The following is a 12,588-nucleotide window of genomic DNA, read 5'->3' on the forward strand; positions in this document are numbered from 1 at the left end:
CGAGGAATGAAGGGAATGCGTGCGCTGAAACGCCGCTGGCGCCACACTTCGTTCAACGATTCACCAGAGGAGCGGGGCCGAAGATATCCCACGAGGAACCAGCACCCGTGGCCGCCGACCCCGACGCGGTGCCCCGCTTCCATTGGTGGCAGGCCGGAAGCACCACGCCCGGGCGTGAACTGCGATGGTGGGTGCGCGACGTGCTCATCGCAGCGCTCGTCGGTGCGGTACTTGTGCTTGGCCAGATGCTGCTCGACGACGCGCGATCCAACCGGGAGATCGCCGCTGCCCGGCTGCAAAGCGTGGAAGCCGATCAGCGCGAAGACCTTCGGTTCGTCCGAGAACGGTCGGGCCCGGGCGAGCAGGAGCGTATACTGCCGCAGGCTTTGCGGCGAACAACGCCCGCGGCCGCCGGCGTTCCACACAGCCAGCCGACGCGGCTGACCGAACTGTGCAACGCTTCAGGCGGTGGCGGCGCTCTGCACCACGTCGTGCACCATGAAGGGGCACTGCATAGCGAACGCCTCGTGTTCACGGCACCTGCGGCAGCACTGGGTCCGGCATCGGCGAGGACGCCAAAAAGCGCAGCGCATCCTTTTTGGGCGGCAGTACGATGGCGGTACGAAGGAGGCTCGATGCCCGGAGCGACCTCGCCGTGGCGAGTCAACGATGTCGTCGTGTACGACCGGATGCGGGATGCCGCGACGTTCCTCATCGGGCAACTGGCCGCGACCGGGAGGTCGGGCAGCGTCGACGCGGACGCCGCCCGCGCGGAGCTCACCGCGTTGCGTCGTGAGGTCAGCAGCGTCGATGCGTACGACCGGGTGGCCGTCAGCGCACTCGCCGAGCGCATCGGCCGACGTGTCCGTCAGCTCGCGGGAGAACCACGGTGACCGTCATCGCTCTCACGGACGGTGCTCAGGAGGAGATCCTGCGCCGCGACATCCTCCCGCTGTACTTCCCCGACGCCCCTGCGGAGGACGCACCGTCCTTCGTCCTCATCGCCGGGCAACCCGGCGCCGGCCGCTCCCGCGCTCTGACGTCGCTGCGGAAAGAGCACGGCGCGGAGATCGCTGTGCTGAATGGCGACGAGTTGCGGGCGTTCCATCCCGGTTTCACGACTAATTCAGTGAACGCCGATGGGGAGGTCGACGAGTCGATCGCACAGGCGGTTGCCGGTTGGGTGAGTGCCTGCATCCGTCACGCCCGCGAGAATCGGCACTCGATCGCGTTGGAGGGAACCTTCGGTAACCCGACTGCCGCGGCGGGCACGGCGCAGCGGTTCGCTGATGCGGGGTTCACGACACGGGTGGTGGTGTTCGGTTCTGCCCGGGCGGAGAGTCTCCTCACGGTGACGTCCAGCCCGCTGCGGGACGCGCAGGCGGGCCGGCGCCCGCGGTTCACCACCCGGACAGCACACGATGCGGGCCTGGAGGCGACCCGTGGTCTGGTGGCGTCGCTGGAAGAGTCGCCGTGGGCGGATCGGGTCACGGTGCTCGGCCGGGACGGGGGCACCGTCTTCGATGCCACCCGGGACCCGACTGCAGGTTTTTCTGGCGCGAGTGCGGCGTTACGGGCGGCGCAGTCTCAGCGGATGGGCCGGTTCGATGCGACGCAGTGGCTCAGCGAACTGCACCACGTCACCCAGTTCGCCACCACCGCTCGAGGACTTCCCGACGAGGTGACGGAGCTGCTGGTGGATCTTCACGAGACATCGCTGCGGGAGGTGATCCCGCAGCTGCATGTGCCTGCGGAGGGAAAGTTCGCCACCGCGATGGAGCAGAAGACGGTCGCTATGCTGGTGACCCTGCGGACGCTCACGGCACCGGAGCCGCCCATCGATATCGCCGTGCCCGTTATCGCTCCGACCGGCCCAGAACGCGGAGGCCTGTCGCGGTGAATGCCCTCCTCGGGTACACCCGGGGACTCAGCCCTGACGCAGGGATGGAGTCCGACGTCGACGCGCTGACGGCCGCCGGCGCGTCGCAGGTGTTCACTGACGACGCCGACACCGACCCCCGCAAGCGGCCCGGGTTGGCGGAATGCCTGGCGTCGCTGGAGCCGGGTGACGTGCTGGTGGTGCCGAGCGCGTCGCATCTGTCGCACGCGGTGACGCACTTCGTGACCACGGTGAGCGCGCTGTCCGCGCAGGGCGTCGCGTTCCGCTCATTGGCGGAGCCGGCACTGTGCACCGGTGCGGCGACGGCGGTCGATCCGGCGGAGGTGATTGCCGCGTTGGAGGCGCTGCGGCGAAGGCTGGTGAGTGTGCGGACCCGGGCGGGGATGGCGTCGGCGGCGGCCGAGGGCAAGCGGGCGGGTCGGCCGACGGTGATGACCCCGGAGAAGGTCGCGATGGCCGTTGAGCTGCGCAACCTGAACCGCCCGATCACGCATATCGCCCGCGTGCTCGGGGTAAGCTCCAACTCGGTGCAGCGCGCGCTGGCCCCTCTCCCCCGCACCGTCGACCGGGTCGATTAGCGTTCGAGGCTCGGCGAAGCTGCGTGGGTGTCGATGTCGAGCCACCCGCGGACGGCGGGCTCGTGTGCGGAGTCGTCTTCCCAGTCAGGTTCGGTGAGCGCCCACCGGTGCATCAGGCGTGCCGCGGTGCGGGTGTGCCTGCCGGCGTCGAGGACTTCGGCGAGGGCTTGGGCTTCGTCAAACTGGAGGCTGCAGATCACCTGCTCATCGTGACTGTTGAGGATGTGATCCACGATGTCGGCGAGGTGGTCGACGGCGTCTTCCAGGTGGTCCCAGGCGACGATGCTGTCGGGGGCGTGGTGTCCGGTGGGGGACGTCGTTGTCGTATTCATTTCGGTTTCCTCGTTTCTTGACTTCGGGGGTGCCTTTCCTGGCAAGTGCGTCGTAAGCGACCGGAGGGCGTGAAGCGCCGGGACCGTGGAATACCGGAGCCCCGGAGCCTGCGGAGGGGTGAGGATATGCCGCCGAAAGCCCGGCACGGAACGCCAGGAGGGAGCTACGATGACCCGCCAGGAAAGCACCCGGCTCCTGCACTATGTCGTGGCCGCTGCGGCCTCGGGGCGACGCACGGACCCGTCATGGGGGTGGCATGACGTCGGCGATGGGGGTGACGCCGAGGGGAAGCGCGGCCATGAACGCCCCGGCGACGAGCAACCCGGTGGCGATCGTGGTGCGCAGCGCGGCACGCACCCGACCGCGCAGCAACTGCACCATCAGGACGACCAACAGCAGCACGCTTCCGATCGACGCGATCGTGATGAAGCCGAGCAGGATCTGCAGGTCTGCGGGGATGTCCATGGCTCCGTCCTTTCTGCTTCCGGTTGTTGGTTGGCGGGCTCAGGGTCCGTCGAAGGGGTGGTCGCCGCCGCTCAGGGCGTGCAGGCGTCGGATGAAGGCCTGCCGGTCTGCTGTCGGCGTCGTGATGAGCGTGCGAACCTCCGGCGCGAGCGCTGCCAGCTGGTCCATGGGGAGGCCGGCGAGAGGTGCGAGGCACCAGTCGAGGTCCTCGTCGAGGGTCCACCCAGGCTCGTGGACGGCCTTGTCCGGGTAGTAGGTGAAGGCGCAGACGGCGACCCGGTACAGGCTCGCTTCGGCTTGGGCACGGTCGAGCATGGTCGGGTCTCCCGTCGGGGTGGTGGTCATCGGTTCATTCCCATCGGGTTGTTCGGGCCCAGCATGGGGTGCGGGGCGGTGGGATCGAGGTGGTGGGGGCGGCGTGGCGGCTCCTTGCGCCGGAGCCGGTCGTTGACTTGCTTGCCGATCTCGTCCATCCGTGCCTCCTCGGCAGCGGCGCGGATCTGCCAGCCGCGCGGCTGCTGGGCGGCGAGAGCCCGGCGGGTTTCGGCGGTGCGGGAGCGGTCGGCGTAGCTGTAATCGGTGGCGAGGGTGTGCTCGATGCGGGCGCGCTGGCTGTCGCGTTCGAACCTCGCCACAGCCTCCTTAGGGATCGGCTCGTCCGCCTCCGGTGAGAGGCCGCGTCGGCGACGCAGTGCGGCGACTTCCTCCGCCGGCCACTGCCGGGCAAAGAACGCGTCGGCGGCGACTGAATTGGCACGACGCTCGGCGGACGTGGTGGTGTGCAGGCGGCGGGGCGGCAACCCGGCATCGAGGCGGCGCTTCTCGCGCTCCTTCCAGGCCCGGTTTCTGGCGAGGACCTTCTCCCGGTTGGCGGCGTAATACGCCCGCCGCTTCGCCTTCTGCTCCTCCGCGTGCGCGGCGTAGTAGGCGCGTGCCGAAGCGCGCTTCACTTCCGGGTTCTCCCGGTGCTCGGCGCGGAGCTTCGCGTTGCGTTCGTCCTTGTGCTTGTCGTACCACCGCCGCTGGATGACCGCACGGGCGGCACGGTAGGCCTCGGGGTTTTCGGCGAGCTGGCGCAGACGCCATTCCCGCGTGTACTCGTGATGCTTGGCCTTGTTTGCTTCGTAGTACTTCTTCGAGCTGGCTCGCTTCGCCTCCTTGCGATGCCGCTCTAGCCTCTTCCGTTCCGCGTACCGACGCGCCTCCGCACGCTTCTCCTCGCGATGCTCCGCGTCGTACCCGGCCCGATACTGGCGAATGTGATCGCGGTTGCGTTCCCGCCACGCCCGCTTGTACGCGCGGATCTCATCGGCGTACGCCTCCCGATAGCCACGCTTCGTATCCCGCTGCTGTTGCTCGCGGTCGCCGTCGCTGTCCCGGTTCGGCTGGCCGCCCGTGCCGCGGCTCATCGCTGGCTCCCCTGCGCGAGGCTGCTCTCGGCGAGGCGGGCGATGAGGTCGGGCCGGAACCCGGACCAGTGATGCTGCGGGTCGTCCTCGACCAGCACGACCGGCGCTTCGCTGTAGCCGAGCTCGTCGGTGACGAAATCGCGATGCACCGCGTTGCGCTGGTCGGTGAGGTCGATGACGGTGAACGGGATGCTCGCGGCGGTCAGGCACCGGCAGGTGAGTGTGCAGCGCATGCACCCAGGACCGGTCGAGTACACGGTGACAGAGATCATCTCGGTGCCCTCGCCAGACCGTCCACCGGCTCCGCGCCCAGTGGAGTTCGGGGAGCGTCCGGCGTAGGAGAATTCAGTCCCCTCTCGAGCCCGACACCTCCGAACTGCTCAACATCGGCGCTTCCGGAAGGCCGGAGTTCGGTGGATCCGGTGTTCGGTACTTCCGCAGTCGCGGAGTGCGGAAGTACGGGAGTGCGGTACCTGCGGAGTGCGGAAGTCACGGACTGCCGCAGTTCGTCTTCCGTCGACCCGCGCAGCTCGTCCGCGTGCGCGAGCAACAGGTCGATGGCGATGCGGATGAGCGAGTTCTCCGTGATCCGCTCGACCTTCCGGGCGCGGCGGCGCATCACCGTGCGGGCGAGCGCGGTCAGCGCGGCATCCTGATCGGCACGAATCCGGGTGTCCTTGCGGGTGAGCCGCGCGAACTTCGCGAGCCCGCGCTCCTCCGGTGGTGCCTCGGCCTCGACACGTGCGCGCGCGTCGCGGAGCCTGTCGGTGAGATCGATCCGACCCATCGTCACCACCGCCCCGCGACAACCGGAGTGACCAGCCGTTCGAGTTCGCGCGCGATGTTCGTGATGTCCCAGATCGCTCCCTCATTGCGGCGGTTGTGCCGCATGCTCGACACCAGCTGACCGAGGACCGGCGCATCAGCTTGCGCCTTGTACTGCCGCAGGTGCGACTCAAACCGCGGCACCCCGAAATCCACGTCGAGCCGCCGCTGCCATTGCTCGAGTTGTCCGTAGACCCGCGGGTCGATCCGATTCAGCAGCACTCCGTGATGCAAGTGCCGTGGTTCGATCAGCCGGGTCAGAGTCCGCAGCGTTGGGTCCACCGCCAACGGCTCCGGCGTCAGCGGCACCACCGCGAAGTCGGCGGCGTCCAACACGGTCTCCAGCACCGCCGTGTCCTCAAGACTTCCCGGGGTGTCCACCAGGACGAATTCGTAGTCAGTCAGTTCCGCGAGCCGGCCCAGCACGTTCGGGTGCTGACTGCCGGCGAAATCGAACGGGAGCCGATCCTGCGCGTTGTCCGCCCACCACACCGTCGACTGCTGCCGATCCACATCCACAACCAACACACGGTGACGGGACGCGAGCGCCGCGGCGAGCTGCATCGCGATGGTCGTCTTACCTACGCCACCCTTCTGATTTGCCACAGCGACGACCCTCACGACACCCACCCCCGTGTGGTGCGTGAGCCGCGACTTTCACTCGTCAGCAACGGACTCACCGCCGCTTTCGAGCCCTTCGAACCACGCCTCGAGGTCGTCGAAGAGGTAGATGATGATCCGGCCCACCTTGTAGTAGCGGGGACCGGTCTTCTTGTAGCGCCATTCGGCGAGCAGCTTCAGTTTCAATCCCGGGATGAGTTGAACGACGTCCTCAGGCGTCATCAGCCTCCCTGCCAGCACCGGTACGTCCGGCGTGACTGCGTTCTTCATGCGATACACCCCTTTGCTGAATCCGAATCTGATTAAACAAAAGTAAACTCTTAAACCGTATAGTGCGCAAGAGCAATCTGCGGAACGCAGTAGCAGTAAGGCAAACTGGCATCGTGACGGTTGATGTGACGACGCTCGAGGGCGCTCCAATGACAGCTGGCGACGCGACCCAACGGGTCGGCGCCAATCTGCGCGCAGCGCCGGCATTCCGCGCGCGCTCCGTTGATGAGTCCGCAGGTATCGAGACCACACTCGAGGCCCACCTCGACGAGGATCGCGGCCGCTACTCCACCCGAAGCATCCTCAGCCGCGCCGTCCGCGCCGACTTCGACGAGACCCGCCTCAAGCACGCCGCGCCGCAAGCGATCGTCCAAGCGGCAGTGCCCCATTGCGTCGCGATCCTGCTCGATGACACTCCGGGCTCGACATGGACGTCGGTGTCGGATCTGACTCGCGGCGACGGTCGCATCATCCCCGAGTGGATGGCCAACGCAGTCGCCCAGCGTGGGATGAAGGACGAGCGCTGGGAAGTCATCGAGATCTTATACGGGACTGCCGCGCTCGCAGATCTGCCACCCGTCAAGCTCATCGCTCGTGAACTCGGCGTCCCCGAGCGCACCGCCAGCGACTGGATTCAGAAGGCGCGCTCCGCGGGTTGGCTGGTGGGGATCGCGTCAAACGTCGGGCGCCCCGCGGGCTCGTAGAGCACGCCGACCCCACGATTCGATCTCACAAGTCCGTTGTCGGCGTGCCCACATTTTGCCCAGGTCAAGTCCCGTTGAGTGGTGTCACTCCGTTTGCTCCTTGATGGGTGGGGGTCAGGCGGTGAGGTAGAGCTCGGGGCGGGCGGGTTCGGTGTGCGCGTGGAGGGTGTGGACGAGTTTGCGCATGGAGATGTCGGAGAAGTAGCGGCGTTCGCCGTATTGCCATTCCTCGTGCTGTTCCTGCAGGACGGCGCCGATGAGCCGGGTCACGGAGTCGCGGTCGGGGAAGATCTGCACGACGTCGGCGCGGCGTTTGATCTCGCGGTTGAGGCGTTCGATGGGGTTGTTCGACCAGATCTTCTGCCAGTGCTCGCGGGGCATCGCCGCGAACCCGGTGAGGTCGGGTTCGGCGGCTTCGAGCATGGCGGCGATCTCGGGGAATGAGGAGCGCAGGCTGTCGGTGACTTGCTGGTACTGGGCGAGCACGGCCTCCGGGGTGGTCTGCGCGAAGATCGTGGTGATCAGCGCGTTGACCGGCTTGGAGCGGGCCGAGCCCAGGCGTTGGGTGACGTTGCGGGCGAAGTGGACCCGGCAGCGCTGCCACCCGGCTCCGGGCAGGATCGCTTTGACCGCGGCCTTCAGGCCAGCGTGCGCGTCGGACGTGACCAGGGCGACGCCTTCCGGGTCGGCGTCGGTGGCGACCTTCAGGCCGCGGTCGCGGAGGCCGCGGAGGAACTCGGTCCAGAAGTCGGTGGTCTCCGCGTCCCCAAGGCTCATGCCCAGGATCTCCCGCCGCCCATCGCCGGAGACGCCGGTCGCGACGACGAGGGCTTGCGAGACGACGCGGCCGCGGTGGCGGACGTCGAGGTAGGTGGCGTCCAGGAACAGATACGGGAACCAGGTGTGGTCGATCCGACGGTGCAGGAACTCCTGCACCGCCTCGTCGATCTCGGCGCAGATCCGAGAGACCGTCGACCTCGAGATGCCGGTGTCGTTGCCCAACGCGCGGATCAGCTGGTCGACCTTCCGAGTGCTCACCCCGTCGATCCAGGCCTGACAGATCACCGCGTAGAGCGCCTTGTCCACCCGGCGGCGGGGGCTGAGCAGCGACGGGAAGAACGACCCCTCCCGCAGCTTCGGGATCTGCAGGTCGACCTCGCCGGCCGGGGTCGCGAGGGTCTTCGGACGCGTGCCGTTGCGGCGGGTGGTGCGCTCCGGGGTGCGTTCGTGTGGGGCGGCACCGATCTTCATGGTCGCTTCCGCGTTGATCAGATCCTGCAGGCCGGCCTGCAGCATCCGCCGGAAGACGTCGGAGTGGGCCAGGTCGGGATCGGCGAGGACTTCGCCGATCAGGGTCGTCAGGGCAGACTGGTGGTGGGTCATCGTGGGATCTCTGCTTTGCTTCTTGCCGGAAACAACTGGTCATCCCACGATGGCCCTTCATCGTCTACGACAACGAGGGCCCCGCGGGAAGTGACACCACGCTATGGGACTCACCCTTTGCCCACGAACGAGCAGGAATCGCGTGGATCGAGATCGCCCAAACGTGGCAGCAATGATCCGGAAAACCGCTAGATTCCGCGGATTTTCGAGCCAGCCGGATCGAGACGGATCGAGCGGAATGTGACTGAAAATCGAAAGGTCACCGGATCGATGCCGGTCGGAGCCACTGAAACCCCCGCGTAGCTTCTACATCGCGGGGGTTTCGTCGTTCCCGCGGAACCGTCGACCGCTTGCCTCAGCGTTCGAGGCGAGCACGGGCCGCGGGCAGCAGCGCGGATCTTCGGATTGGCAGTGCCGCTGTGGTCATCGACGGCGCGTCGCCCAGAGCATCCCTCGTTGGATGATGGTGCGGACGCTGACGTCGCGCAGGACGGACAGACTGTGACCGGGGGTCGCGACGAAGACGCGGCCCCGACCCCACTCGCGCGTCCACACGGCCGGCGAGATGATGGGGCGATGCCAGGGGTGGTACGGCTGGACGGGATGGCTGGTCGTGGCCAGCACCTCGTTGAGGTCGTCGGTGAGCACCCAGTACTGCTCGGTGCGAAGGGTGAAGTCCTCGACGCCGGCCATGATCTCGTGCGAGCGGCCGAGGTCCGTGAGATCGACCGTGTAACAGAGGAAGTTGTCGCCCTCGCCGCCCTCGCGCGCGTCCGGGTGCCTGGAAGGGTGGGTGGCGAACTGACCGCCGATCAGCTGCAGGTAGTCGGAGCTGTTCCGGTACGAGTCGGCGATGCCGCCGTGCCAGCCGGCGAGGCCCGTGCCGCGCTCGACGGCGCCGCGCAGGCCGGCGAGCGCATCGGCCGAGATCTCGGACATCGTGACGCACTGCAGGATCAGGTCGGTGCGGTCCATCACCTCGCGGTCGGCGTAGACCTCGTTGGAGTCCTCGATGCGCACGTCGAAGCCCTGCTGCTCCAGGAACGGCACGAAGATCTCGGTCGCCTCGACGGGTCGGTGACCCTCCCATCCACCGCGCACGATCAGGGCGCGGCGTCCCTCGTATGTCGTCGTCATCGACTTCATCCTCCGCATCGACGGGTGCTACGCCGTCACACTGCCACCGCGCGGAAGCGAAGCGTATGAACTTTGCGCAAAAATAGCTGCATGAGCGACGGCGCACGTGTGACCCTGAGCGCGGTGGCCGAACGCGCAGGAGTGAGTGTCGCGACGGCGTCGCGGGCGCTCCGCGCGCGTGGCGAGATGGCCGCCGAAACGCGAGCCGCAGTCCTCCGCGCGGCGGCCGAGCTCGGCTACCCCGGCACCGGCGCAGGGCGGGGCCGGCCGCGCCGTGGCACCGCGTTGATGTTCGACCTCGTCCTCGGGCACTTCCACGACCCGTACACCGAGGAGATCACCGCGGGCGCCCGCACCACCGCGTCGTCGCTCGGCTACGACCTCGTGCTGACGGCCGAGCGGGACGACCCCGCGCACGACTGGCCCGAACGCATCCGCTCCCGCGGCTCCGCCGGCGTCGTCGTCGGACTCATCACCCCCACGAGCACGCAGATCCTCGCGATGCACCGCGCCGGCATCCCCCTCGTGCTGATGGAGCCGCCCTCCGAGTCGTCCAGGCCGCTGCCGAGCATCCGCACGACCGACCGGGCGGGCGGTACGGCGGCCGCCGAGCACCTCATCTCACGGGGAGCCCGCCGCTTCGTCGTCATCGGCGGCGCACCCTCATACCGGTACGGACGCGCGCGGGTCGACGGGTTCACCGCAGCCCTGGGCGAGCTCGTGCCCGAAGCACCGTGCGTGCGGACGAGCGCGGACTGGAGCGCGTGGGATGCCCGCCGAGCATGCGCACGGGCACTGTCGGAGCTCGGAGGCGACGGCCCCGTGGGGATCTTCGCCTGCTCGGACGAGATGGCCGCCGGCGCTTATCGCGCGGTCGCCGACAGCAGGCTCGGCATCCCCCGCGACGTGCTCGTGGTCGGCTTCGACGACGTTCGAGGGGCGCGCTGGCTGCAGCCGTCGCTCACGACCATCCGCCAGCCCATCCGCGAGATGGCCGCGACCGCGGTGCGGCTTCTGGCCCGCTCCGCGGCTGGGGAGGAGGTGGCGCCCGAGGCGATCGTCATGCCGACCGAGCTCGTCGAACGCGGCTCGACCCGCACCGCGATCTAGATCGGCGAAGCTACGCCGAGCGCACCGGGAAGTACACCGAGTAGCGCTCGTCGACCACCTCGTGCAACGGCACGAACCGGATCCCCTGCGACTGCCCCACGCTGCGATAGCGCGTGAGCCACTGGGTCCACTGCCGCTCGTCATCGGGCGCGAGCATCGTGGCCGCATCGTCCGGATCGCCTATGAGCGACACTTCGCGATCGACCAGGCCCGCCAGAACGGTCGGACCCTCCACGAAGGCGACCGTCGCCGGCTCGTCGGGGATCGGCACCGTCCGTACGACGAAGGGGAACTCGACCGCGATCTCGGTCTCGCCGCCGGGATGATCGACGTCGAGCCATCGGTCGACGCGGTGCCAAGACGCCTCGGTGTGCACGCGGGGTTCGGCCGAGATCCACGCCGGCACGCGCAGACGCACCCGACTCGCGCTCCCTGTGACGGTGACGCGCACGCGAAGCGCTCGCGGGCGATGACGGTCGCCGCCCGGGCCGGCATTCGCGTCGGGGCCGACGTACCGCGCGTCATCGAGCAGGACGATCTCGATGCGCGCGTCCCGGTCGGGGAAGTCGGCCCGGACCGGCACGTACTGCGCCACCGTCAACGCGGCGCCCGGAGCAGCGTAGACGGCCGACTGGGCATGACGGGTGTGCGCCTGCACGAGAGTGCCGTGGCAGCACCAGAAGTCCTCGGTGGGGCTGCCCCACTCCTTGCGTGCGCCCCCTCCGAGCGGGAGGAAGTACGCGACCATGCCGGTGCGGGGGTTCTGCTGTGCGAGCAGGCCGTTGTGCAGGTTGGTCTCGATGTAGTCCAGCGCCTCGACGTCTCCGGTCCAGCGGAAGACGACGTCCGCCAGCCGGATCATGTTGTACACCGAGCAGTGCTCCTGGGTCTTCGGCCCCCGGCGGGCGGCGAACGCGAAGGGCGGCGTCCAGATCTCCCCCGAGGTCTGGCCACCGGTGCAGAACGTGCCGCGATCGACCACGGCTGACCGCCAGTACGCGGTCACGACCTCGCGCCACCGCTCCTCGCCGGTGACCTCGTAGGCGCGGGCGGCCCCGAGCACCTCGGGGATCGTGGTGTTGGCGTGCATGTTCGTGAGCACGTCCTCGCCCGCCCGCAGCGGGCCGAAGAGGGCGCCGTGCCAGTAGCGGTCGAGCAGGTCGCGGTACTCCTCGTCACCGGTCGCCTCGAGCAGATCAGCCCACACCTCCAGCATTCCGCCCGTCTCGACGTCCAGGATCCGCTGGAACCGCGCGGTGTCGAACCCCCGCGCCCACCGGGCGATCGCCGCCGCCGCGCGATGCGCCACCGCGAGGGCGCGCTCGTCGCCGAGGTCCCGCCACACGTCCACCAGCCCCATGAACGTCTTGTGGATCGCGTACTGGGGCGCCCACGTCTCGCGGCCCTCGCCCAGCCGTCGCAGGAACGACTCAGGGGTGGCGAACACCCATTCGCCGCCGTTCTCGTCCTGGCACCGCTCCAGCGCCGCCACGACGTTCTGGAGGCGGGCTCGCAGCACCGGGTCCCCGGTGGTGGCGACTTCACGCGCCGCCGCGGACATCCAGTGACCGAGGAAGTGCCCGCGCAGCAGCGATCCCGGGGTCTCCCAGCCCCAGTGGCGGTCGAGCCCACGGTCGACGACGTCGGAACGCGAGGGGTGCAGGTGCCAGGCCTGATCGGTCACCCCGGCCTCGAGAAGGTGGTTCTGCAGCAGATTGCGTTCCGTCAGCGAGACGAGGTACTCGCGGTTGAGACGTCGGCGGTTCTCGAACGCCCCGGACGTGAGCCGGACCCGTTCGGGTGCGAGGGCGGTTGCGGCCGGAGCGGGGGCGGCGGGGTTCGCAGTCACGTTC

Annotated in this window: 16 protein-coding genes; 5 read left to right on the forward strand and 11 right to left on the reverse strand. The window is 68.6% G+C overall.

The features are described 5' to 3' along the window. Window positions 1–107: 107 nt before the first annotated feature. Genes MRBLWH7_RS12000 through MRBLWH7_RS12010 form a run of 3 tightly spaced genes read left to right on the forward strand, consistent with a single transcriptional unit; the run spans window position 108 to window position 2,478 of the window. Window positions 108–893 (forward strand): hypothetical protein, encoded by a 786-nt coding sequence (locus MRBLWH7_RS12000; protein WP_341994735.1) that lies wholly within the window; start codon window positions 108–110, stop codon window positions 891–893. Continuing rightward, complete coding sequence (locus MRBLWH7_RS12005; RefSeq protein WP_341994737.1) at window positions 890–1,900, forward strand: zeta toxin family protein; 1,011 nt, start codon at window positions 890–892, stop codon at window positions 1,898–1,900. Before MRBLWH7_RS12000 ends, MRBLWH7_RS12005 begins: the two co-directional genes overlap by 4 nt. Beyond that, window positions 1,897–2,478 (forward strand): recombinase family protein, encoded by a 582-nt coding sequence (locus MRBLWH7_RS12010; protein WP_341994739.1) that lies wholly within the window; start codon window positions 1,897–1,899, stop codon window positions 2,476–2,478. The genes MRBLWH7_RS12005 and MRBLWH7_RS12010 overlap by 4 nt, the downstream gene beginning before the upstream one ends. Here the strand turns inward: MRBLWH7_RS12010 and MRBLWH7_RS12015 are convergent. The 8 genes from MRBLWH7_RS12015 to MRBLWH7_RS12050 form a co-directional block, all read right to left on the reverse strand. Continuing rightward, window positions 2,475–2,810: a hypothetical protein gene (locus tag MRBLWH7_RS12015; RefSeq protein ID WP_341994741.1), complete on the reverse strand. Its 336-nt coding sequence runs from the start codon at window positions 2,808–2,810 to the stop codon at window positions 2,475–2,477. The genes MRBLWH7_RS12010 and MRBLWH7_RS12015 overlap by 4 nt on opposite strands. A gap of 244 nt (window positions 2,811–3,054) precedes the next feature. Then, window positions 3,055–3,276, reverse strand: a complete 222-nt coding sequence (locus MRBLWH7_RS12020) for a hypothetical protein (protein ID WP_341994743.1) — start codon at window positions 3,274–3,276, stop codon at window positions 3,055–3,057. Window positions 3,277–3,315: 39 nt separating this feature from the next. Beyond that, the gene (locus MRBLWH7_RS12025) at window positions 3,316–3,621 is read right to left on the reverse strand and encodes a hypothetical protein (RefSeq protein ID WP_341994744.1); all 306 of its coding nucleotides are present in this window, start codon (window positions 3,619–3,621) and stop codon (window positions 3,316–3,318) included. After that, window positions 3,618–4,685, reverse strand: a complete 1,068-nt coding sequence (locus MRBLWH7_RS12030; protein ID WP_341994747.1) for a hypothetical protein — start codon at window positions 4,683–4,685, stop codon at window positions 3,618–3,620. The genes MRBLWH7_RS12025 and MRBLWH7_RS12030 overlap by 4 nt, the downstream gene beginning before the upstream one ends. Continuing rightward, window positions 4,682–4,957, reverse strand: coding sequence for a glutaredoxin family protein (locus MRBLWH7_RS12035; protein WP_341994749.1), 276 nt, complete (start codon window positions 4,955–4,957; stop codon window positions 4,682–4,684). Before MRBLWH7_RS12035 ends, MRBLWH7_RS12030 begins: the two co-directional genes overlap by 4 nt. Further along, window positions 4,954–5,472 (reverse strand): hypothetical protein, encoded by a 519-nt coding sequence (locus MRBLWH7_RS12040; RefSeq protein WP_341994750.1) that lies wholly within the window; start codon window positions 5,470–5,472, stop codon window positions 4,954–4,956. The genes MRBLWH7_RS12035 and MRBLWH7_RS12040 overlap by 4 nt, the downstream gene beginning before the upstream one ends. 2 nt (window positions 5,473–5,474) lie before the next feature. Further along, on the reverse strand, window positions 5,475–6,140 hold the full coding sequence (locus tag MRBLWH7_RS12045) for a ParA family protein (protein WP_341994752.1): 666 nt from the start codon (window positions 6,138–6,140) through the stop codon (window positions 5,475–5,477). Between the two features lie 27 nt (window positions 6,141–6,167). Beyond that, window positions 6,168–6,401, reverse strand: a complete 234-nt coding sequence (locus MRBLWH7_RS12050; RefSeq protein ID WP_341994754.1) for a hypothetical protein — start codon at window positions 6,399–6,401, stop codon at window positions 6,168–6,170. Between the two features lie 125 nt (window positions 6,402–6,526). On the opposite strand from MRBLWH7_RS12050, the gene MRBLWH7_RS12055 reads away from it, so the two are divergent. Beyond that, window positions 6,527–7,105: a hypothetical protein gene (locus MRBLWH7_RS12055; RefSeq protein WP_341994756.1), complete on the forward strand. Its 579-nt coding sequence runs from the start codon at window positions 6,527–6,529 to the stop codon at window positions 7,103–7,105. Between the two features lie 114 nt (window positions 7,106–7,219). Here the strand turns inward: MRBLWH7_RS12055 and MRBLWH7_RS12060 are convergent, their stop codons facing one another. Both MRBLWH7_RS12060 and MRBLWH7_RS12065 read right to left on the reverse strand, forming a co-directional pair. Next, the gene (locus MRBLWH7_RS12060) at window positions 7,220–8,488 is read right to left on the reverse strand and encodes an IS256 family transposase (protein ID WP_341994761.1); all 1,269 of its coding nucleotides are present in this window, start codon (window positions 8,486–8,488) and stop codon (window positions 7,220–7,222) included. Between the two features lie 423 nt (window positions 8,489–8,911). Next, window positions 8,912–9,625 carry a ThuA domain-containing protein gene (locus MRBLWH7_RS12065; protein WP_341994763.1) on the reverse strand — a complete coding sequence of 238 codons (714 nt, stop codon included), beginning with the start codon at window positions 9,623–9,625 and terminating at the stop codon, window positions 8,912–8,914. Between the two features lie 90 nt (window positions 9,626–9,715). Between MRBLWH7_RS12065 and MRBLWH7_RS12070 the strand changes: the two genes are divergently transcribed. Continuing rightward, complete coding sequence (locus MRBLWH7_RS12070) at window positions 9,716–10,735, forward strand: LacI family DNA-binding transcriptional regulator (protein WP_341994764.1); 1,020 nt, start codon at window positions 9,716–9,718, stop codon at window positions 10,733–10,735. A 10-nt stretch (window positions 10,736–10,745) separates the two neighbouring features. On the opposite strand, the gene MRBLWH7_RS12075 is transcribed toward MRBLWH7_RS12070, so the two are convergent. Then, window positions 10,746–12,584 carry a beta-L-arabinofuranosidase domain-containing protein gene (locus tag MRBLWH7_RS12075; RefSeq protein WP_341994766.1) on the reverse strand — a complete coding sequence of 613 codons (1,839 nt, stop codon included), beginning with the start codon at window positions 12,582–12,584 and terminating at the stop codon, window positions 10,746–10,748. Window positions 12,585–12,588: the final 4 nt, after the last annotated feature.

Source organism: Microbacterium sp. LWH7-1.2 (assembly GCF_038397755.1).
Lineage (GTDB): Bacteria > Actinomycetota > Actinomycetes > Actinomycetales > Microbacteriaceae > Microbacterium.

What these genes read in the sequence shown, in the direction of transcription:
- MRBLWH7_RS12065 (WP_341994763.1), bottom strand. Translation starts at nt 9,625, where the DNA reads ATGACGACGACATACGAGGGACGCCGCGCCCTGATCGTGCGCGGTGGA.
- MRBLWH7_RS12030 (WP_341994747.1), bottom strand. Translation starts at nt 4,685, where the DNA reads ATGAGCCGCGGCACGGGCGGCCAGCCGAACCGGGACAGCGACGGCGAC.
- MRBLWH7_RS12070 (WP_341994764.1), top strand. Translation starts at nt 9,716, where the DNA reads ATGAGCGACGGCGCACGTGTGACCCTGAGCGCGGTGGCCGAACGCGCA.
- MRBLWH7_RS12015 (WP_341994741.1), bottom strand. Translation starts at nt 2,810, where the DNA reads ATGAATACGACAACGACGTCCCCCACCGGACACCACGCCCCCGACAGC.
- MRBLWH7_RS12060 (WP_341994761.1), bottom strand. Translation starts at nt 8,488, where the DNA reads ATGACCCACCACCAGTCTGCCCTGACGACCCTGATCGGCGAAGTCCTC.
- MRBLWH7_RS12050 (WP_341994754.1), bottom strand. Translation starts at nt 6,401, where the DNA reads ATGAAGAACGCAGTCACGCCGGACGTACCGGTGCTGGCAGGGAGGCTG.
- MRBLWH7_RS12035 (WP_341994749.1), bottom strand. Translation starts at nt 4,957, where the DNA reads ATGATCTCTGTCACCGTGTACTCGACCGGTCCTGGGTGCATGCGCTGC.
- MRBLWH7_RS12040 (WP_341994750.1), bottom strand. Translation starts at nt 5,472, where the DNA reads ATGGGTCGGATCGATCTCACCGACAGGCTCCGCGACGCGCGCGCACGT.
- MRBLWH7_RS12020 (WP_341994743.1), bottom strand. Translation starts at nt 3,276, where the DNA reads ATGGACATCCCCGCAGACCTGCAGATCCTGCTCGGCTTCATCACGATC.
- MRBLWH7_RS12025 (WP_341994744.1), bottom strand. Translation starts at nt 3,621, where the DNA reads ATGACCACCACCCCGACGGGAGACCCGACCATGCTCGACCGTGCCCAA.